Below are 19,342 nucleotides of genomic sequence, written 5' to 3' on the forward strand. Positions count from 1 at the left end.
CGTCGGATCGCCGCCCAGCAGCTCGCGTCCGGCCGCACGGCCTGGCGCGTCCGCCCGCCCGGCGTCGCGCGGGCCGTCGTCGACGCCGCCGCGCGGCACGCCCCGCGCCGAGCGGGTGCAGGTGCGCCTGCCGCGGCTGTTCACCGTGCGGGTCCTCGTCTTCTCGCTCGTGCTGCTGCTCGCGTTCGTGCTCGTCTACCCGACGCTGCACTCCTACCTCCAGCAGCAGCAGGAGCTCGCGCAGCTCCGTGCGCAGGTCGCCGCGGCCGAGCAGCGCAACGGCGACCTCGAGGCCGAGAAGGGCCGCTGGGACGACCCGGCGTACGTCGCCGCGCAGGCCCGTGAGCGGCTGTCGTTCGTGCTGCCGGGGGAGAAGGCGTTCCGCGTCCTCGACCCCGAGACGGTGCCGGACACACCCGCCGTCGACCCGGGGCCGTCGTCGACCGTGCTCGACGAGAGCGCGACGCAGCCCTGGTACACCTCGGTGTGGCAGTCGGTCGAGATTGCCGGGACGGCACCGAGCCAGGAGCGCGCGCCGACCACCGAGCAGCCCGCGACGCCCGAGGGTGGCGGCCAGGAGCCGGCGCCCACACCGTAGGGACGCGTCGCGGCGTGCCCCTGGCGGTACGGCTGCGGGTCGGCGTCGGGGGAGAATGCGTGCAGCGGGTGCCGCGTCGGCGCCCGGACCCCGTCCCCGACCCGATCGGACCGTCGTGACCCCGACCGCCGCCACCGCCGTGACCGACCAGGACCTCGTCGTGCTGGCCGAGCAGCTCGGCCGTCCCCCGCGCGGCGTCGTCGGGATCGCCGCGCGCTGCGTCTGCGGGCGCCCGCTCGTCGTGCGCACGGCGCCCCGGCTCGACGACGGCACGCCCTTCCCGACGACGTACTACCTCACGTGCCCGCCCGCGGTCGCGGCCGTGAGCACGCTCGAGGCGTCGGGGCTGATGAAGGACCTCACCGCGCGGCTCGCCGAGGACGAGGAGCTCGCGGCGGCCTACCGGCGCGCCCACGAGGCCTACCTCGCGGACCGCGAGGAGCTCGGGCACGTCGAGGAGATCGCCGGGATCTCGGCGGGGGGCATGCCGACGCGCGTGAAGTGCCTGCACGTCCTCGCGGGGCACGCGCTCGCGGCGGGACCGGGCGTCAACCCGATCGGCGACGAGGTGCTCGACCTGGTCCGCGACGAGTGGCGCCCCGACCGCTGCACCTGCTGACGACGACCGTCGACGTCGCGGGCGACGCATGACACGGACCTCGTGACGCCCTGCGACGGGCGCGAGGACCCGCGCGCCGGATGGGAGGATGTGCCGGTGACGCGTGTGGCTGCCATCGACTGCGGGACCAACTCCATCCGGCTCCTGGTGGCCGACGTCGACCCCGACGCCGGGACGCTGGTCGACCTCGACCGGCGCATGGAGGTCGTGCGGCTCGGCCAGGGCGTCGACCGCACCGGCCGGATCGCCCCCGAGGCGCTCGCGCGCACGCTCGACGCGGCCCGCCGCTACGCGGACGTGTGCGACGACCTGGGGGTCGAGGCCGTCCGGTTCGTCGCGACGTCGGCGTCACGCGATGCCGAGAACCGCGGGGACTTCGTCGACGGCGTGCGCTCCCTGCTGGGCGTCGAGCCGGAGGTCGTCGGGGGCGAGGAGGAGGCCGCGCTGTCGTTCCGCGGTGCGACGGGCGTCCTCGCCGCGACGCACCCCGGGCCGTTCCTCGTGGTCGACCTGGGCGGCGGCTCGACCGAGCTCGTGCTCGGCACGTCGGCGCCCGAGGCCGCGTACTCGATGGACGTCGGCTGCGTCCGGCTGACCGAGCGGCACCTGCTGTCCGACCCGCCGACGGCCCACGAGGTCGCGGGTGCGCGTGCCGACGTCGCCGCCGCGCTCGACGTGGCCGCGGGCGTCGTGCCGCTCGGCAAGGCCGTGACGCTCGTCGGGCTCGCCGGGTCGGTGACGACGGTGACCGCGCACGCGCTGGGGCTCGACCGCTACCGGCCGGAGCGCATCGACGGCGCGGTGCTGCCCGTCGACACCGTGCTCGCGGCCTGCGACGACCTGCTGGGGCGGTCCCGTGCGGACCGCGCGGCGCTCGGCTTCATGCACCCCGGCCGCGTCGACGTCATCGGTGCGGGCGCGCTGGTGTGGCACGACGTCGTGACGCGCGTGCGCGACGAGGTGGCCGCGGTGGGCGGTGAGCTCAGCGAGGTCGTGACGTCGGAGCACGACATCCTCGACGGCATCGCCTGGAGCGCCGTCCCCGCCTGATCGGGTTCCCGCGGAGGCCCCGCACGACACGCTGCGGAAACCCACCGCTAGTGCGCACTGTGTACTAGTGTGCGCCGTGCGGGAGCCTGGAGGGAGGTTCCCGCACCAGACACGACGGCCCCGCGCCACGGGAGCCGTGACGGGACGGAGGCGGCCGATGGACACGACCCAGCTGCTCAAGGGGGTGCTCGACCTCGCGGTGCTCGCGGTCGTCGCCGACGAGGACGGGTACGGGTACGACGTCGTCCGCCGGCTGCGAGCCGCGGGCATCGAGGAGGTCGGCGACGCGTCCGTCTACGGCACGCTCCGCCGCCTGTACTCGTCCGGCGCGCTGACCTCGTACGTGGTCCCGAGCGACGAGGGGCCGCACCGCAAGTACTACGGCATCAACGCGCAGGGCCGGGCGATGCTCGAGGCCCAGCGCAAGGACTGGCAGGAGTTCGCGGGCACCATGGCCCGCCTGCTGGACACGGACGTCCCGGGCGCTGCGCGGGGCCGGAAGGGAACGCGATGAGCACGCAGGCCGTCACCTCGGACGTCGCGCAGTACGCCGCGGCGGTCCGCCAGCACCTCGCGGGACTCACGCCCGAGCAGGTCGAGGACCTGACCGACGACCTCGAGCTCGACCTCCAGGACGCGCTCGACGACGACCGCCGCGTCGGCCACGGCCGCACGCTCGCGGACCTGCTCGGGACGCCCGAGGCGTACGCGACCGACCTGCGCACCGCCGCGGGCCTCGACGCGCCCGCGCCGCAGCGTGCGCGTCGTCCGGTCCGCGACGCGCTCATCTGGCCGGTCCGCCGCGGGCGCGAGCTCGGGCGCCGTGTCCTCGCGACACTCCGGCAGCACGCGTGGTGGTCGCCCGTCGAGTCGTTCGCCCTGTCCCTGCGGCCGGTGTGGTGGGTCGCGCGCGCCTGGGTCGTCTACGTGCTGGTCGTCGCGCTGCTCGTCGGCGGCTATCAGTGGGTCCCGCACACGGCCTGGACGTGGCTGCTGCTCGGGGCCGCCGTGGTCGCGAGCGTGCAGTGGGGACGCGGCTCATGGGTGGCGTCCCGGCGGACCAGGTGGATGCCGCTCGTCGCGAACGCCGTCGCCGTCGTCGCGATCCTGCCCGTCCTGTCGACGCTGCAGAGCGACGTCCGGACCGCCCGCTGGTACCCGACGACCTCCGCGGGGACCGCGGTCGAGTACCGCGACCAGATGGTCGACGGCGTGGTCGTCGACGGCGTCCAGGTGAGCAACCTGTTCGTCTACGACGCCGAGGGCAACCCGCTGAGCGACGTGCAGATCTTCGACGACCGCGGGCGGCCCGTCCGCACGACGTTCGACGAGGGCTGGGAGCCGTGGACGCTCCCGGGTGTCGACGAGCCGTGGCAGTTCGTCGGTGCGACGGCCGAGGACGGTCGGACGCGGTGGAACGTCTACCCGCTGCGCGGCGGCCCGTCGTCGCAGTTCACGTACGACGACGAGGGCGGCCGCATGGTGCTCAGCGTCGGCTCCCGCGCGGGCCTCCCGCCGCTCCCGTTCGCGAAGGCGCCCGCGGTCGACGTGCCCGCGGCGCAGGGCGCGACGTCGTCGGGCGGGACGGTCGTCGCGGACGGTCAGGACGGCGCTGCCGACGCGGGTGCCGACGCCGGGACGCCGTCGCCGCAGCCGACCGGCCCGGTCGTCGGTGAGACGTCCGGCCCCTGACGCACCCACCTCGCGCCGGTCGGCCCGCCGACGGCGTCTCTGGTCCCGCCGGGCTCTGGACGGCGGGTCGTCGCGGCGGGAGCATGCGGGACGTGCCCGATCGCCGCGCCCGCCCGACGTGGACGTCCGCCCGGCCCGTCTCCCGCCGCGACGTCCTGCGGCTCGGCGGGGGAGCGCTCGCGCTCGGCGCGCTCGCCGCCTGCACGCCCGGGTCCGACGGGTCGCCGCCGGTCGTGAGCGCCACGCCGACCTGGACGCCGCCCGCGGAACCGATGCGGCTGCCGGACGGGTTCGTGCTCGGCGCGGCCACCTCGGCGTTCCAGGTCGAGGGCTCGACGACGGCCGACGGCCGCGGCACCTCGATCTGGGACACGTTCGCCGCGCAGCCGGGGAACGTCCGCGGCGGTGCGACGGGCGACCCGGCCGCGGACCACTACCGCCACTGGGCGCAGGACGTCGACCTCATGGCGGACCTCGGCCTCGACGGGTACCGGTTCTCGGTCGCGTGGCCGCGCATCCAGCCGACGGGCTCGGGGGCGGTGAACCAGGCGGGCGTCGACTTCTACCGGCGCCTCGTCGACCTGCTGCTGGAGCGCGGCATCGAGCCCGCGGTCACGCTGTACCACTGGGACCTGCCGCAGCCGCTGCAGGACCGCGGGGGCTGGGCAGCGCGGGACACGGCGTCGCGGTTCGCCGACTACGCGGCGATCGTCGTCGACGCCCTGCCGGACGTCACGGGCCCGTGGCTGACGATCAACGAGCCGAAGACCACCGCCTACGTCGGCTACGGCAGCGGGTACCACGCGCCGGGCGTCAGCGACGTCGACCAGATGGTGGCGGCCGTCCACCACCAGCTGCTGGGCCACGGGCTGGCGGTGCAGGCGTTCCGCGCGTCGGGCGTGGCCGGGCGGATCGGCATCGCGCTCAACCTGCAGCCCGTCTACGCCGCCGGGGCGGGCGCGGACGACGCGGCCGTGCGCGCGGACGCGGTCGAGAACCGGCTCTTCCTCGACCCCGTCCTGGTCGGCGCCTACCCGGACGACGCGCTCGGCGACCGGCCCGGTCAGATCCCGGCCGACCCGGCCGTCCTGGACGCGCTCGTGCGCGAGGGCGACCTCGCGACGATCAGCGCCCCGCTCGACGTGCTCGCGATCCAGTACTACGGGGTCACTGGCGTCGACAGCGGCGGGCAGAACGTGCAGCTGTACCCGACGTCGGACGCGCCCTGGCAGCAGGTCCACCCCGAAGGGCTCTACGAGACGCTGACCCGCGTCCGCGACGACTACCCCGGCGCGCCGCCGCTCGTGATCACGGAGAACGGCATCCCCGACCGCACGCCCGAGGGTACGACGGACGACCCCGAGCGTGTCGCGTTCCTGCGCGCGCACCTCCAGCAGGTGGCCCGGGCGGTCGACGACGGCGTCGACGTGCGGGCGTACTACGCGTGGTCGCTGCTGGACAACGTCGAGTGGGCCGAGGGGCTGGACCAGCGCTGGGGGCTCGTGCACGTCGACTTCGAGTCGCAGGAGCGCACGCCGAAGGCGAGCGCGCGCTGGTACGCCGACGTCGTCGCGCAGCACGCCGTCCCGCTGGCCTGACCGGCGTCGACGCGGCGCCGCAGCCGCCGGGCGGCAGCCGTGAGACCAGGCTCACAGCCGTTTCCCAGGCCGTGTGCGCAGCGTCACCGTCCACCGGACGGCATGGTTCGACGGTGGCGGATACCGTGGAGATATGCCGACTTCTGCCCAGACCCCGGTCGACGCCGCACCCGCGGCCGGTGCGGTCGTCCCCCGTGGCAAGCCCCGCAAGGTCCCGCGCGTCGTGATCCTCGGCGGCGGCTCGGTCGGTCTCACGACCGCCCGCCGTCTGCGCAAGCGACTCGGCAAGCGCGAGGCTGCGATCGTCGTCGTGGACCCGCGCCCGTACATGACGTACGCGCCGTTCCTGCCCGAGGCCGCGGCCGGCTCGATCGACGCGCGCAACGTCGTCGCCCCGCACCGCCGCGCTCTCAAGGGCGTCGACGTGCTGCAGGGCAAGGTGTCGCAGATCCACCACGCCGAGCGCACGGTCGAGATCACGCCCGAGGAGGGCGACCCGTACTGGATCACGTACGACCACCTGGTCGTCGGTCTCGGCTCGGTCGCCCGCACGCTGCCCATCCCCGGCCTCGCGGAGCAGGGCATCGGCTTCAAGAACGTGGAGGAGGCCATCGCGGTCCGCAACCACGTGCTCAACCGGATCGACGTCGCCTCGAGCACCTGGGACCCGGAGCTGCGCAAGCGCATGCTCACGTTCGTCTTCGTCGGCGGCGGGTTCGCCGGCATCGAGGCGCTCGCCGAGGTCGAGGACATGGCGCGCTACTCGGTGCGCCACTACAACCAGATCGAGCAGGAGGAGCTGCGCTTCGTCCTGGTCGAGGGCTCGCCGCGCATCCTCCCCGAGGTCAGCGAGGAGCTCGGCGGCTACACGCTCGAGCAGCTGCGCAAGCGCGACATCGAGATCTTCCTGTCGACGTTCCTCAACTCGTGCGTCGACGGGCACGTCGTGCTCTCGAACGGCCAGGAGTTCGACGCCGAGACGATCATCTGGACCGCGGGTGTCAAGGCCAACCCCGTCCTGCAGCAGTCCGACCTGCCGCTCGACAAGATGGGCCGCGTCACCTGCAACCCCTTCCTCCAGGTCGTCGACGCCGACGGCACGCCCGTCCCCGACGCGTACGCCGCGGGTGACTGCGCGGCCGTGCCCGACCTGTTCAACCCCGGCCAGTTCTGCCCGCCGAACGCGCAGCACGCGGTCCGCGAGGGCAAGCACCTCGGTGACAACCTCGCGCGTGTGCTCCGCTCGGCCGAGCTCACCGAGTACAAGCACAAGAACATCGGCGCCGTCGCGTCCCTCGGCATGTACAAGGGCGTCGCGCAGATGTTCGGCAAGATCAAGGTCCGCGGTGTGCTGGCGTGGTTCCTGCACCGCACGTACCACGTGTACGCGATGCCGACGATCAACCGGAAGCTGCGCATCATGGCCGGCTGGACCGGATCGATCCTGCTGCGCCGCGAGGTCGTCGCGCTCGGCTCGGTGCACGACCCGCGCGCCGAGTTCCGTGCCGCCGCCGTCCCGCCGAAGCCGCGCGCCGTCGACACGGCCGCGCTGCCGCCGCAGAAGGCCGAGGCGGGCTCGCCCGCCGAGAAGCAGCAGGCGACGGGCAGCGGCCAGGCCGCCAAGAGCGCCAGCTGACGCACGCCGTCCGCCGACGAGGCCCGGCTCCCCACGACGGGGGCCGGGCCTCGTCGCGTCAGGACCGCTCCGCCGCCTCGACCGCGACCTCGTCGAGCCACGCCGCGAGCGCGGCCGCCGTCGCGCGCGGCTGGTCGAGGTGCACGTTGTGCCCGGCGGCGTCGAGCACGACGTACGACGCGCGCGGGTAGTGGTCGAGCCGCCGCCACGCGTCGGCGTACCCGACGACGTGGTCCTGCCGCCCGCACAGCACCAGCGTCGGTGCCGTGAACGGCTCGGGCGACGCGTCCTCGGGCTCGACGTCGAACGGGTACCGCGCGCGCAGGACGTCGAGCGCGTCCTGGTCGGCGTCGTCCTCGCCTGGCTGCACGAACCGCCGGTACGCGTCGAGGCCCGCCGCGGACTCGACGACCGCCATCGCGCGGTATCCGCTCGCGACCACCGGGTCGACGCCGGTCAGCGCCGCCGGGTCCTCCCGCAGGACGGTCCGCGGGGGCAGGACGCGCGCGTCGACCTCCCCGGCCCAGAGTCCCGCGACCGTCGCGAGCCCGAGCACCTGGTCGCGCAGGTCGTGCGCGAGGCGCCGCGCCATCATCCCGCCGTACGAGCTGCCGACGACCGCGAACGGCTCGTCACCGAGGCGCTCGCGCACCGCGTCGCGCACCGCGCCCGCCACGTCCTCGCTGCTGCGGACGCTGCCGAGCGGCGTGCGGGCGGTCCAGGGCAGCGACACGTAGAGGCGACGCCACGGCCCGTGCGCCGCGAGCACGGGGTCGAGCGGCAGCATGATCCGGTGGTCGACGCCGAACCCGTGGATCATCACGACCGGGATCCCGGCTCCGCGCTCCTCGATGTGCACGCGCAGGACCCTAGGACGGACCACCGACAGCGCCGGGTACGGCGCTGGCAGGATGAGCGTGCACGTCGCCCGCCGCGCTCCCATGACGCTCGGGCGGCGCCCCCGTAGCCCAATCGGCAGAGGCAGCCGGCTTAAACCCGGCCCAGTCCGGGTTCGAGCCCCGGCGGGGGCACGGACGTGTGGTTGGGGAAACGCGCGCATTGGGGTTGGCGAAACTCAAACACGCCGTGACCTGCGGAAATGCCCGTTCGCTGCCTGCGCCAAAGACGTTGGCGGTCGGCGCTGAGGCACCCAGATGTCCCGCTGCGCTCGATCGAGCCGTAGTCGACGGACCCTTCTGCATGGCGTGTCAGGAACCAGTTGGCTAGCTGCGCCTCGTCAGGATTGCGGCGGATGCCCGGCAAATATGCCGCGGATGATGCCAATGTGATGCCAGCTGTAGTACTGTCCTCTTCATGAACGTACCCAGCGCGGATCCCGCCGTGCTCACATCGAGCGCCGACCGGCGCACGCTGTGCTTGGTGCGCGAGGCGAAGGGCTGGACGCAGCGGGAGCTCGCGTCGCGCGCGAACGTGAACCAGTCGACGATCTCCAAGTCGGAGAACGGTCTGATGGAGCTCAAGGGGCAGGCGCTGCGCGCGGTGGCCGATGCTCTTGATTGCCCCCCGCAGCTGCTGACGCACCCCGCCCCGCTCTTGGGGCTCGACGTCTCCTGTCTGCATCACCGGCGTCGTTCGTCGCGGCTGACGGTCGCGTCCAAGAACAAGATCGAGGCGGTCGCGCACCTGTCTCGGCTGTCCGTCGAGAACCTCCTGTCGGGCTACCACGAGCAGACCGTTGCTGTGGAGCGCGTCGCCGAACTCGACCCGCCGGACCCCGTGGACGTCGCGGCTGACGTTCGAGGCCGTCTCGGCTTGGCGCCCGGGCCGGTACCCAACCTGGTCGCGGCGCTGGAGCACGCGGGTGTCGTCGTGTTCGAGCGGCCCCTGGGGTCGAGCGCTCAGGATGCGGTGTCGTCCTGGCCGCATGGTTCTGACCAGTTCCCGCTGCTGATCGTGAACAGCGGCCTGAGCGGCGACCGGCAGCGGTTCACCATCGCGCACGAGCTCGGGCATGTGGTCATGCACCGCATCCCGGGCGAGGACCAGGAGGCCCAGGCGGACCAGTTCGCCGCGTCGCTCCTCGCCCCTCCCGAGCAGATCCGGCCCGCCCTGACCGGTCTGACGACGGCGCAGTTCCGTCGCCTCGTCGAGCTCAAGCCGGTGTGGGGAATGTCGGTGGCTGCCCTCGTGCGGCGCGCTCGCGACCTGGGCGAGATCTCCGACCGGCAGTACCGCGAGTTCCAGCTCCGTCTCACCAGCCTGGGGTGGAAGACGTCCGAGCCGATCGACATCCCCGCCGAGCACCCGACGACCCTGCGGAACGTTCTGGCGCGTCGCCTGGCGGCCGGGCAGCCGGTCGCGGATCTGGCGCGGACGGCGCTGATGACCGAGAGCAGCTTCCGCCGGTACTTCCCGATCCCAACGCGCTGCGGCGCGCTGACCGCCGAGAACGGTGCCTGACATGGCTGATGCTGCGACACCGACCCCTCCCGTTTCGTTCGCACCGACGCGTCGTGCGCGTCTGGTGCCGGGCCGTGAGCTGTACGCGGGCCGTCCCGCTCTGTCAGTCCAGATGGAGGCGACTGCGACGGAAGTCGTGAGGGGGGCTCGTCTGTGTGTCGAGTCGGCCCTCGGTGGGGTCATCACGATGCCGTCAGGCCGTCAGCCGAGCCTCGAGCGCCTCACCGAGACGCTGACGGCATTCGGGGCTGTCACCGGTGACGTCAGCGACACCCTCGTCGACGCGAACCGGTACGCGGGGAAGAAGCGCATCAGCGGCCCGAGCAGCCTGGACGTCGCCTGGGTCGACGCCCAGCTGCGCAACGGGCAGCGGTACGCGCTCACGGACTCGCCGTACATCCCCGACGGCGACTTCGCTGCGCTGAACAGCACCCTCAGTCAGGGCCGGGACATGCGCCGGGCCGTAGTCGTGAACCTGCCGATCAGCTACCTGTGGCTGAAGAACAGGGCCCGCGAGCTGCGGGAGGCCATCAACCGGGCGGGCGTGCCGGTGGCGCTCACGGTCGAGCACGCCAGCGACTCGATGGGTGTGCAAGCTGTCGTCCGGGGTCTCGTGCACGTGCTCGGCGCCGAACCCCCGGTCCTGCTGCTGCGCTGTGACGCGTCCGCTGTCGTCGCGATCCCGTACGGCGCCGCCGGCGGCGCGATCGGCACCAAGACGAGCCTGCGTCACCTGTACCCGCTGCCCGCACCAGGGGCGAAGGGTGGAGGTCGCCCGGCGCGTGTGGCCGTATGGGTTCCTCGGCTGCTGTCGTACAAATCGCTCGAGGTGGTCGCCGACGTGGTGCAGTACCCGGGCATCCCGCAGTATCTCGTGTGCGACTGCACGTCCTGCGATGGACTCACCCTGGACCGGGTCACCGACGAAGCCCAGGCGTACGACCACTCTCTGCGGGCTCTGATGGAGTTCGCGACCACTCGGTTGGGGGTCGAGCGGTCGCCTGCGCTGCAGCGCCTTGCGTTCTACGAGGCGGGGAAGTCGGCTCAGTTCGCGCACATGGACATCGAGTCGTCCACCGGTGTGCCGTTCGAAGCGCCGGCTTTCCTGGGGGCGTGGAAGGTGGCCTATGAGGAGCTGAACGCTTAGGCGGAACGTAGTGCGATGTCGAACAGTTGCTCTTCGCGCAGCATGCGTTGGAAGTGCACGTGACCGCCTGGCGGCTTCCACTGACCGCCGTCCACAAGCAGGTCGGCACTGCCGCCTAGCGCGGCGACCACGCTGTACCCGTAGAGGTCGCAGTGCATCAACTCGACCGTGTCCAGCGCATCCATCGCGGGTAGGAGCGCAGCGACAGGGCCTGTCGTGTGTAGTCGACCCAGCGCACTACGGAGACGCCTGCCCGAACTCAGGACAAGGAATCCTTCGATCCTTAAGGGTCGGGCGGGCGCTGCCACGTAAGAGTCATCGGAAGCTCCCGACCACCAGCCGCGATCCAGGATCGGTCCTAGGCGGTGCGCGCTACGGGCATGCCATGCCGACGCGTCAATCGATACGACAGGGACGACGGGAGCATCAGCGAGCCACACCATAGGCAGCGGGTAGCCCCGCCACTTGAGTGTTCGGATCGCTGCTGCCACCGCGCCCTCGACCTGAAGCCGAGACCACAGACCAACTGGTGCCGAGGCCCGACGGAGCGCCTCGGTGCCTGTTCCGGCGTTCACGAGCGCGTCCCGCACTGTGCGGTCAAGCGTTGGTGTCATCGTCCGGCGGAACGGGTCGGCGTACTCATGGTCGGCACGGTACCTGCTGACGCGTACGCTCACGCGGTTGAGAGTGATGTTCACGCCCTGCGGTGCGTGTCATGGTTGCGAACAGATGCCCGCGTGCGGGTCCGAAAGCTAGGTCTGGCGATGGCGCGAGACCGGGGAGGGGGTCGATGAGCATCGTGACCCGCATGAGCGCAACAGTGTCCTGCGATGACTGCTGATGCTGTCGAGTTGGCGTACCCGCCTATCACTGGCCTCTTGCCGTATGGGCCGCCTTCCGACCTGATCCAGCTCTTCCGCGGAGACATCCGCTTGAAGTCCTCGCAAGGCTCCTCGGACGTGCGGCCGGGGGAGATCGTCCTCATGATCCGGTCAGGGTCGCACCTGCTGTGGTCGATCGACGACGACGGGAACAGCCATCTTCCACGTAGTTGGACCTATCGCGGCAGCCGCGAGTCCACGGCTCTCGCCCTGACTTTCCTGGGCACGCCGATGGAGCTGGAAGTCCACCACAATGGTCATGGGCGTGGGTTCATCGGTGGCGCGACGGTCGGCGGCGACGACGTTGATATCGACGAAGTGATCGTCCAGTGGGGCAACCTTGAGCCGCTACGCGGCGCGACCATGCTGCGCGCCGAACAGCCGGACGGGGGATGGGTGGAGTGGCCCGGACGTTGGTCGCGGGACTTCGCGGGCTGGTCCGTCAGCCTCGACGAGCGCCACGATGTGCGCGCTGCACTCGCCAGCGCCAAGGAGAACCGCCTGAACGTGCTCACGCACACGATGCGTGTGAGGCGTTCGGATGGTGCAACGTTTCGCCGTGACGACGTCACGCAGTTCCTCGACGGGCTGCAGATCGCGTTGAGCTTCGCGCTAGGTCGATGGGTAGCGCCAGTGCTCCCCGTTGGCCGCATGGACGGGCGCGCAGTTTGGGCGCTGTTTGCCGCGCCACACGTCGACACGCCCGCAAAAGCCCACAGTCGATGGTGGGTGGAGTACCGGCCCGAGGACCTCGACGAGTACCTTGAGCTCTTCCTCGCACGCTGGATGAACCCGACCCGGAGGCACTCCCTGCAGTTCCTGACGGCGTCCGTCATCGCCGCCGGCGAGTCGGGCTTCGTTGAGCAGCGAATCATGACGGCTGTCGCCGCGCTCGAGCACCTAAGTGATCTCGCGGAGACGAACCGCAGTTCGGACCGAAACCGGCAAGCGGACAAGCGTCTGCGACGCCTACTTACTTCAGCCCATGTGCCCTGCCAGATCTCCAGGCTCCATCAGCCGCTGCTAGCCGCCTACGCCGGGCAGGACGATGGCCCGAAGGTGCTGCTTCGCATCCGCCACGCCATCACCCACGGAGGCAGCCCTGCCTCTTTGTACGAGACGCGCGGGATGCTTGGTGAAGCTTCGAGACTCGCCAGCAGGTATCTCGAACTCGCACTCCTGCACCATCTGGGCTACATGGGTCACGTCACCGACCGCACCATCACCACGCGATGGAGCGGCGACAGTGAACTCGTCCCGTGGGCCAGGTCCGAGGCCCTGTGATGTCGGGCATGGCCAGAGCGTCGGACGCGACTCTCACCCCGCCCGTGCGCGGTGCATTCGCTGGTGCGCGGACCGCTCCTGCGCGTACCACCCGACGGGAATCGGCATTGCCCTCGCACAGGTGGCATGAGAGCGGCTCACGAGTCGTCAGGAATCCGGCATACGATCCGCCGCGGGGCGAAGCCCTACGTCGTCGGCCGAATGATCCGCTTGTCGGCGTCGCGATAGGCACCCCCGATAACGGCGTCGGCCATCGCGCGAGCATCCTTCTCGTTCGAGTAGCCCTGCCCGCCATCGGTCGCGATGATCTGGCCGTTGTCGGCAGTCAGACGCCACGCCCACCGTCCGTCGGCGCGCGTGTAGAGCAATCGAGTCGCCATGGAAATCTCCTCTATTCAGTGGAACCACCGTAGATCGGAGATTTACCCTGCGGCATCGCCTCGACGGGTGGTGTGCGATGGCGTTGCGGACCGAAAGTACTCTTCGATACTCGCGCGGGTAGGTCGAGCGCCACCCTGATTGACGAGAGCGATGTAGGCGAGGGTGCGGTGGGCGTCATCCGACACGATTTCCATGGGGCGAGGTAGGAGGCATTCCGGGTTGGGTAGCGCACGCCCACGTAGCGTCGACCGCACCGCCCGCCGCCGTCCACACTGGCTCCGGGCGACGAGAGCGTGCCGTCGCGGAGTATGTCCTTGAGAGTAGGCCGGTAGAGGGAACCGCTGGGCCCTGGACGCAACGGACCCGGGCGCGCTGTACGTCGAGTCGCGCGCTCGTGGGTGCTGGCCTCGACGGGCCTGTGTTGCGCCGCTCAGCGGATGCGGTTCCAGAGGGCCGCGCCTCGTAGGGCGTCGAGCACCGCGCGCTCAAGTGCGACTGACTGCGCCGCGTCGATGACTGAGGTCCAGCACACGTCAAGTTCGGCTCGCCGGACGGCCATCGCGCTCCAGTCTTGAACTGTCAGACGCGTGCCCGCCTCGATCTCGACGAGCCGTGCGCGAACCCACTCCGTGTCCTGAAGAGCGCGCTCGAGTGCGAGGTTGCCCAGGCCGCTGTGCGGGGCGCGGCCCGACACGTAGATCGTGAGACGACCACGAAGTCCCCTGCCGCTGCGTTCGCCGGCGCGGCCGGCGTAGACCAGGACCGAACCTTGGCGAAAGAGGTAAACCCCGGGCGTGGGTGGCGCCGTGCGAACGACGTCGGGAGTGAATGGCGACCAAGCCGACCATGCGGCTAGCTGTGCGACGTTGTTTGGAAGGGGGCCGCTCGACGTCTCTGTCACGACGTAGACGGTAGGGCCACCACGCGCGTGGCGATCAAAAGATCGGGGGTACTGCCTTCTAGCACCGCGGCGTCCGGTCGCTGCAGCCGGCCGACATGTCCGCCACGCAACCGTTCACAACGTCCAGCCGTCTCAAGTCACGGCACGCGCGTGAGCACTTCCCGAGCCCGCGCGAAGTCCAGATCCACGAGACTAACCTCGTCGTCGACCTGCAGGTCGATGTACAGCCGCTCCATCGGCGCCCGGAAGCGCGCCATGAGGTCGCCTTCGTCAGCCAGTGGGCCGAGTTGACGGACTGAACCGGTCCACGGGTTCCCAGGCGTGGGCAACGTGTCGGCGTCCGTCAGGTCGATCGCGCGATCGAACGGGCGGTTGGCGGTCGTGACCCAGCAGTCGAGGTCGTCAACGGCGGCTGGCGTGCCTCCCATCCAGGACGCGACGACGGGAAGCAAACCATCTTCGACTGTACGCACGGCACATCCAGCGGCTGCGATGAAGTCGTGCCGCTGCACAACCGGTAGCGTCGATGCGTCTTGCGGGGTCGATGGGACGTTCGCACTGAAGTCCACCGCGAACGCGACCTGGCGCCCGCTGACGCGGACGTCCAACGAGATTCGGTGAGGGTTCGGCTCGCTGGGAACGGCAAGGTGTGCCGCGTATCGGCTCGCGCTGCGTGAGTCGTCGGTCATCGTCGGACGCTCGGAGAGGTTTCGCACGAGGTGAGGCGCGTTGAGCCCCGCGAACGTGGCCAGTGGCGACTCTTCGATGATGTTGGCGAGAGTTGCCCGTTCGCGTCGTCCTAGCGTGATTGTTCGGGCGGGCGCTAGCCGTGCGTATGCAGCGGTCGCTACTCGGACGGTGAAGGACGGCGTGGGGTCTTGCGACCGGACGTCGCCGTCAGGTGCGAAAGTCGTTTGAACGCTGTACATCGGGGCATCCGTCGGTGAAGTGGAGCGTCGTGCGACGAGTTCGAGGATCTGGTCGTGCGTGGCGTTGACAGTTCGGCCCGGCTGACGGATGGGCACCTGCCCGTTGAGCGCGACCGGAAGGAGCGCAGGCTGCGCTTGAACGCGAATCACCAGCACGACCCGATCGGTTCCCGGGATCGGCACTGGCGCGATCTCCGGGCTGAACCTCGGCGTGAGGGACGACTGGCACTGGTTCAGCACCCGCATGGCCGTGTCGGCCGGGACGCCGGGCGCGTTGTCAAAGTCTGGTTCGTTCTCGTCGACTCCGAGGAGCACGATCCCGCCTGCTGTGTTCGCTAGCGCGGCGATCGCCCGCACGACGTTCGTCGAGTGGATTTCACGCTTGAACTCCAAAGCCGCGCTCTCCTGAAAGAGGCGATCCGCAAGCTGTCCACGCATGAACGAGCGCAGAAGGTCGGCGTCGATGTCGTCGATGTCGGCGGTGAAGATCGTCCATGGCTGCGCAGCCATCGCATACTCCTGGCGAGTTGTGTCCCGGGGACATGAGCATCATGTCGAATCAGGCCCCCTTCCGAGTGCCGAACTGGCACACCGGCGCCGCACTCGAGGGAAGAACGGCACCCGAACACTCGCATCGTCGACGCGAGGTAGGTCCAAGTCATGCCAGATGCGTCGCGTCGGGACCGCGCGGATCGCTCGGGTGCCGAGCGCGATGCTCGGCAACGAGCCACCACTCCCGGCCTGACGCCGGCTCGGTTCGACGCACTAGCCATGCAGTCAAGCCAGTCGCCGAGATGGTCGGCGGAGCAACCCCGAGAGCTTCCGGACCTGTGCTGCGGCGGGATAACGCTGGTCGAGGCCCCAGCCGCGGTGGGCCGAGTGAGACGCGATGCCGACGCCGGCCCCATCCCCGCGGACGGCTGCCGTGAGGGTGCGTGCGCACGTCGTGCCCTCGCGTGGCAGCGTGCTGACCTGTAATAACGCTCCGCACAACTGGGAAGGCGAGCGTCACCCCGACGCGCGTTGGGAAGGCCCGAGCGTTCACGTGGCGCTCCTGTGGGTGGGGGGTAGGGACTCTTGTGCCGGGCGGCCACCCGTGCAGTTCGCCCGCGCGCCTTCCATCCGGCGCCGTAGGGATTCGTCCGAACTTCTTGACGTGGGTGCGCACAATCGAGCCCGTTAAGGGTGCTCGTAGCGGTTCGCCGAGGAGCGGCTCGCCCGCATAAGCTGCCCAGTCGACCGATCGCACCCACGCAGCAATCCTGTGCGGTGGCGCGCCAGCGCACGACCGACCGTCGAGGCCGACAGGCCGAGTCGGCGCCCGATCCAGACCGGAACCCGACGGCTGAGCATCCGCTCGATTCGCACCCGTTGCTCGACGCACGGCGAGGTGCGGCCGGGTGGTCGCGCGCCATGCCGTGGTGCGTGAGGCGCCCATCTCCGCGGTCACGTGCGCGACCGGGCGACCGGCCGCGAACCGCGAGACGAGCACGAACGTGTCTGCCGGGGTCAACCGGGCATTGGCATGAGACACGAGAGACCTCCGTTGGCCACACGGGGTTCCGTCAGCAGTTTCGGCTCGACCCGGAGGTCTCTCGTCACATCAAAGAATGCTCGTGGTCAGTGCAACGAGGCGGGCCGCGTGCTACGGCGACCGTGAACCAGCGCGGAATGAAGTCGACGACTCGTCTGAGGTTGTATAGTCGCGTCTATGGGAAAATATAGAGTTACCTGGGGTGGTGGTACGTGGACGACGCCCGCAATCCCTACACGCCCGGAGCGGGGCTAAAACCCGTCGAACTCGTTGGGCGCGACCCACAACTGCGCGCGGTAGCTGTGCTCCGCGAACGAACCGCGAACCAGCTCGTCGGGCGTTCGGTCATGCTTCATGGCCTTCGAGGCGTGGGCAAGACCGTGCTGCTGCGCGAGATGCAGAACCGGCTGGAAGCAGCCGACTGGCTGACGGTGGCAATCGAAGCCCAATCGGAGAGACGCGCAGGGCAGCAGGTGCGGCGTCAGCTGGAGCGCGGCCTCGTTGCGGGCGCGCGTCGCATGCAGACCCGGGCCGAGCGGTTCAGCGACAAGCTGCACACGGCCCTCGCTACGATCTCGTCGTTCACCGTCGACGTGGGCGTGAAGCTGAAGGTCGACCTGGAGCCGACCAAAGGCAGGGCTGACTCTGGCGATCTCGAGCTCGATCTCCCCGAGCTCGTCGCCGACATCACGCCTGCACTACAGGCGGCTGGGATCGGATTCGCCGTCTTCGCGGACGAGATTCAAGATCTTGACCGCGAGACCCTCGCTGCGTTGCTCTCGACGCAGCACCAGGCAGTGCAGCAGGGATGGCCGTTCTACCTGTTCGGTGCGGGCCTCCCGAGCGTCCCAGCCACACTGGCTGATGTCCGGCCTTACGCCGAGCGCCAGTTCGAGTACCACTCCATCGGTCAACTATCGAAGGCCGAGGCCGCAGAGGCTTACGCGGGTCCGGCTGCTCGCAGCGGGGCACGCTTCGACACCGATGCGCTCAGTTCGTTGGTGGATGCCTCCGCGGGCTACCCATACTTCGTTCAGGAGTTCGGCGCACACACGTGGCGTGCGGCCGCAGGACCCGAGGTCATCACGGTCCAGGACGCGATTCTTGGACGCCTATCCGGTGGCGAGGCACTTGACTCGGGTTTCTTCCTCGCTCGCTGGGAACGGGCCACAAAGTCTGAGCAACGGCTCATGCAGGCAATGGCGCTCGACAGCGGGCCTTCCGCGGTGCAGGACCTTGTGAGCCGACTCGGCAAGCGGAAGTTGCAGGACTTGTCGGTGACGCGCAGTGCCCTGATCGCCAAGGGCTTGCTGTACGCGCCGGCACGAGGCGAACTGGCGTTCACCGTCCCTCATATGGCTACCTACATCATGCGTCGCGACGACTGGTCCGTTCACGGCTGACCACCCGTCGTATCCACGCCAGCTGGGTCATGGACCGCTGCTGCAGCAGTAGCGTTGTCGGCGCTGGGAACGACGCAACAGCTAGCGGTGCCGTCGATGACCGCTGGTGCCTCAGAGCGAGCCCGCAGATTGCGGCAGGGCGTGTCGGCCGTGTCTCACCTGGTCGCTCCATCTAGGTGACTGGGACGAGGATCTGGGTCGCAGGCGCGCACGGGTGCTGCACGCTGGGTGTCGTGACTGCGCACCTACTCTCTCCGGCTGGGCTATCGCTCAAGCAAGCGTTGGCGTTCCAAGAGCAACAAGCCGGTCATGACATCGCGTGCGCGCGAATGCTCAGGACGCCCTACCAAGAGGAGACGGTCACCGAGAGACTTCTTCTCGGTCTCGCTCAGGACCGCCGTGCTAGCGGGATCACCGCGACCGCCTACAGCAAGCCCGTTGAGGGCCGAATCGGTGCGGACTGGCTGTGGACGTTCCGTGGACGAACTGGTGGGATGACCGGCCTCCTGGTGCAGGCGAAGCTTCTGACCGTGCGTCCTCACCATGCGTACGCGATCGGGCAGGCAGCGTCGCGGGGCGCTCGCACCAGAGCCGGCAACGAGGATCTAACTCAGTTGCAGGTGCTTCTCGACCACGCGGCGCAACTTGGACTGCCTGCGGCCTACGCCCTGTACAACGACTCGGCATCCGCCTCGCATTACGCCCAGCAGTGCCCATGGCAGCGCGTGTTAGGACCACTGGGAGGTATCGCGCTGTGTGGTGCGAATCTCGCAGCCGCACTAGTCGAGGCCTCGGCGCCCTGCGTGCCCGCTCACGCCTTCGAGACCTTGGCGCGACCGCTGTCGTGCGCGCTCGCGTGCCAGGACCACGTCAGCGGCCGTCAACTGGCTGAACCCCTCGACGAGACGGTGCATAGCGCGTTGCGAGCACAGTTCTATGCGTACGGCGGGCCGGGCGTCGAGTCGAGCCAACAGGAGTTCAGTCAAGGCCTACTGCGAAGACTCTTTGAGGCCAGCCGGACGTTCGACGAACCCGAAGCGGGCGAGGAGTTCCTGAACGCGGTGCTCGACGACACCGGACTCGCTGGCGTGGTGTGGGTGTCGGAGGGTGACCCGAGCAATAGCTAGAGACGCGCTCTCGACCCCCACCGCCGCACACGCACAGCACTCGGCGGCGCCGTGCTCATCGACCGGGGCAACGACCTCACGCCGCCGCGGTCTGGTCGGCAACGAGTCCCAGGTGCGCTACCGCCGCGTCCGGCGTGCCGT

The 19,342-nt window shown here is 70.2% G+C and carries 17 protein-coding genes and 1 tRNA gene; 13 read left to right on the forward strand and 5 right to left on the reverse strand.

Annotated features, from left to right (window positions below; translation table 11 throughout):
* The 7 genes from CTKZ_RS04375 to CTKZ_RS04405 form a co-directional block, all read left to right on the forward strand.
* Positions 1-598 (forward strand): FtsB family cell division protein (locus tag CTKZ_RS04375; RefSeq protein WP_235843332.1); only part of this gene is annotated, 598 nt, incomplete at its 5' end.
* A 115-nt stretch (positions 599-713) separates the two neighbouring features.
* Positions 714-1,217, forward strand: a complete 504-nt coding sequence (locus CTKZ_RS04380; protein ID WP_124341800.1) for a DUF501 domain-containing protein — start codon at positions 714-716, stop codon at positions 1,215-1,217.
* A gap of 96 nt (positions 1,218-1,313) precedes the next feature.
* Complete coding sequence (locus tag CTKZ_RS04385; RefSeq protein WP_124341801.1) at positions 1,314-2,267, forward strand: Ppx/GppA phosphatase family protein; 954 nt, start codon at positions 1,314-1,316, stop codon at positions 2,265-2,267.
* Positions 2,268-2,424: 157 nt separating this feature from the next.
* Positions 2,425-2,781 (forward strand): PadR family transcriptional regulator, encoded by a 357-nt coding sequence (locus tag CTKZ_RS04390; RefSeq protein WP_124341802.1) that lies wholly within the window; start codon positions 2,425-2,427, stop codon positions 2,779-2,781.
* Complete coding sequence (locus tag CTKZ_RS04395; RefSeq protein ID WP_124341803.1) at positions 2,778-3,959, forward strand: hypothetical protein; 1,182 nt, start codon at positions 2,778-2,780, stop codon at positions 3,957-3,959. The genes CTKZ_RS04390 and CTKZ_RS04395 overlap by 4 nt, the downstream gene beginning before the upstream one ends.
* Before the next feature lie 92 nt (positions 3,960-4,051).
* A complete protein-coding gene (locus tag CTKZ_RS04400) occupies positions 4,052-5,557 on the forward strand; it encodes a GH1 family beta-glucosidase (protein WP_235843337.1) in 1,506 nt (501 codons plus the stop codon).
* Positions 5,558-5,690: 133 nt separating this feature from the next.
* Positions 5,691-7,193, forward strand: coding sequence for an NAD(P)/FAD-dependent oxidoreductase (locus CTKZ_RS04405; protein ID WP_124341805.1), 1,503 nt, complete (start codon positions 5,691-5,693; stop codon positions 7,191-7,193).
* A gap of 58 nt (positions 7,194-7,251) precedes the next feature.
* Here CTKZ_RS04405 and CTKZ_RS04410 read toward each other — a convergent pair whose 3' ends face one another.
* Complete coding sequence (locus tag CTKZ_RS04410; protein ID WP_235843338.1) at positions 7,252-8,052, reverse strand: alpha/beta fold hydrolase; 801 nt, start codon at positions 8,050-8,052, stop codon at positions 7,252-7,254.
* Positions 8,053-8,150: 98 nt separating this feature from the next.
* Here CTKZ_RS04410 and CTKZ_RS04415 point away from each other — a divergent pair.
* The 3 genes from CTKZ_RS04415 (at position 8,151) to CTKZ_RS04425 (ending at position 10,761) form a co-directional block, all read left to right on the forward strand.
* Positions 8,151-8,224 (forward strand) — tRNA-Leu (locus tag CTKZ_RS04415).
* 283 nt (positions 8,225-8,507) lie between these two features.
* Positions 8,508-9,614: an ImmA/IrrE family metallo-endopeptidase gene (locus CTKZ_RS04420; protein WP_124341807.1), complete on the forward strand. Its 1,107-nt coding sequence runs from the start codon at positions 8,508-8,510 to the stop codon at positions 9,612-9,614.
* Between the two features lie 187 nt (positions 9,615-9,801).
* Complete coding sequence (locus CTKZ_RS04425) at positions 9,802-10,761, forward strand: hypothetical protein (RefSeq protein WP_124341808.1); 960 nt, start codon at positions 9,802-9,804, stop codon at positions 10,759-10,761.
* On the opposite strand, the gene CTKZ_RS04430 is transcribed toward CTKZ_RS04425, so the two are convergent.
* Positions 10,758-10,946 (reverse strand): hypothetical protein, encoded by a 189-nt coding sequence (locus CTKZ_RS04430; protein ID WP_124341809.1) that lies wholly within the window; start codon positions 10,944-10,946, stop codon positions 10,758-10,760. The genes CTKZ_RS04425 and CTKZ_RS04430 overlap by 4 nt on opposite strands.
* A 645-nt stretch (positions 10,947-11,591) precedes the next feature.
* On the opposite strand from CTKZ_RS04430, the gene CTKZ_RS04435 reads away from it, so the two are divergent.
* The gene (locus CTKZ_RS04435) at positions 11,592-12,926 is read left to right on the forward strand and encodes a YopA family protein (RefSeq protein WP_124341810.1); all 1,335 of its coding nucleotides are present in this window, start codon (positions 11,592-11,594) and stop codon (positions 12,924-12,926) included.
* A gap of 185 nt (positions 12,927-13,111) precedes the next feature.
* Here the strand turns inward: CTKZ_RS04435 and CTKZ_RS04440 are convergent, their stop codons facing one another.
* From CTKZ_RS04440 to CTKZ_RS04450, 3 genes are all read right to left on the reverse strand, one after another.
* Positions 13,112-13,306, reverse strand: coding sequence for a YegP family protein (locus CTKZ_RS04440; RefSeq protein ID WP_124341811.1), 195 nt, complete (start codon positions 13,304-13,306; stop codon positions 13,112-13,114).
* A gap of 431 nt (positions 13,307-13,737) precedes the next feature.
* Entirely contained in the window at positions 13,738-14,208 is a 471-nt protein-coding gene (locus tag CTKZ_RS04445; protein ID WP_124341812.1) for a hypothetical protein, read from the reverse strand.
* Between the two features lie 137 nt (positions 14,209-14,345).
* Entirely contained in the window at positions 14,346-15,647 is a 1,302-nt protein-coding gene (locus tag CTKZ_RS04450) for an AlbA family DNA-binding domain-containing protein (RefSeq protein WP_124341813.1), read from the reverse strand.
* 1,236 nt (positions 15,648-16,883) lie between these two features.
* On the opposite strand from CTKZ_RS04450, the gene CTKZ_RS04455 reads away from it, so the two are divergent.
* Both CTKZ_RS04455 and CTKZ_RS04460 read left to right on the forward strand, forming a co-directional pair.
* A complete protein-coding gene (locus CTKZ_RS04455) occupies positions 16,884-18,074 on the forward strand; it encodes an ATP-binding protein (protein WP_160142824.1) in 1,191 nt (396 codons plus the stop codon).
* 233 nt (positions 18,075-18,307) lie between these two features.
* On the forward strand, positions 18,308-19,201 hold the full coding sequence (locus CTKZ_RS04460; RefSeq protein ID WP_503825968.1) for a DUF6615 family protein: 894 nt from the start codon (positions 18,308-18,310) through the stop codon (positions 19,199-19,201).
* Positions 19,202-19,342: the final 141 nt, after the last annotated feature.

This window comes from Cellulomonas algicola, from assembly GCF_003851725.1.
Classification (GTDB): domain Bacteria; phylum Actinomycetota; class Actinomycetes; order Actinomycetales; family Cellulomonadaceae; genus Cellulomonas; species Cellulomonas algicola.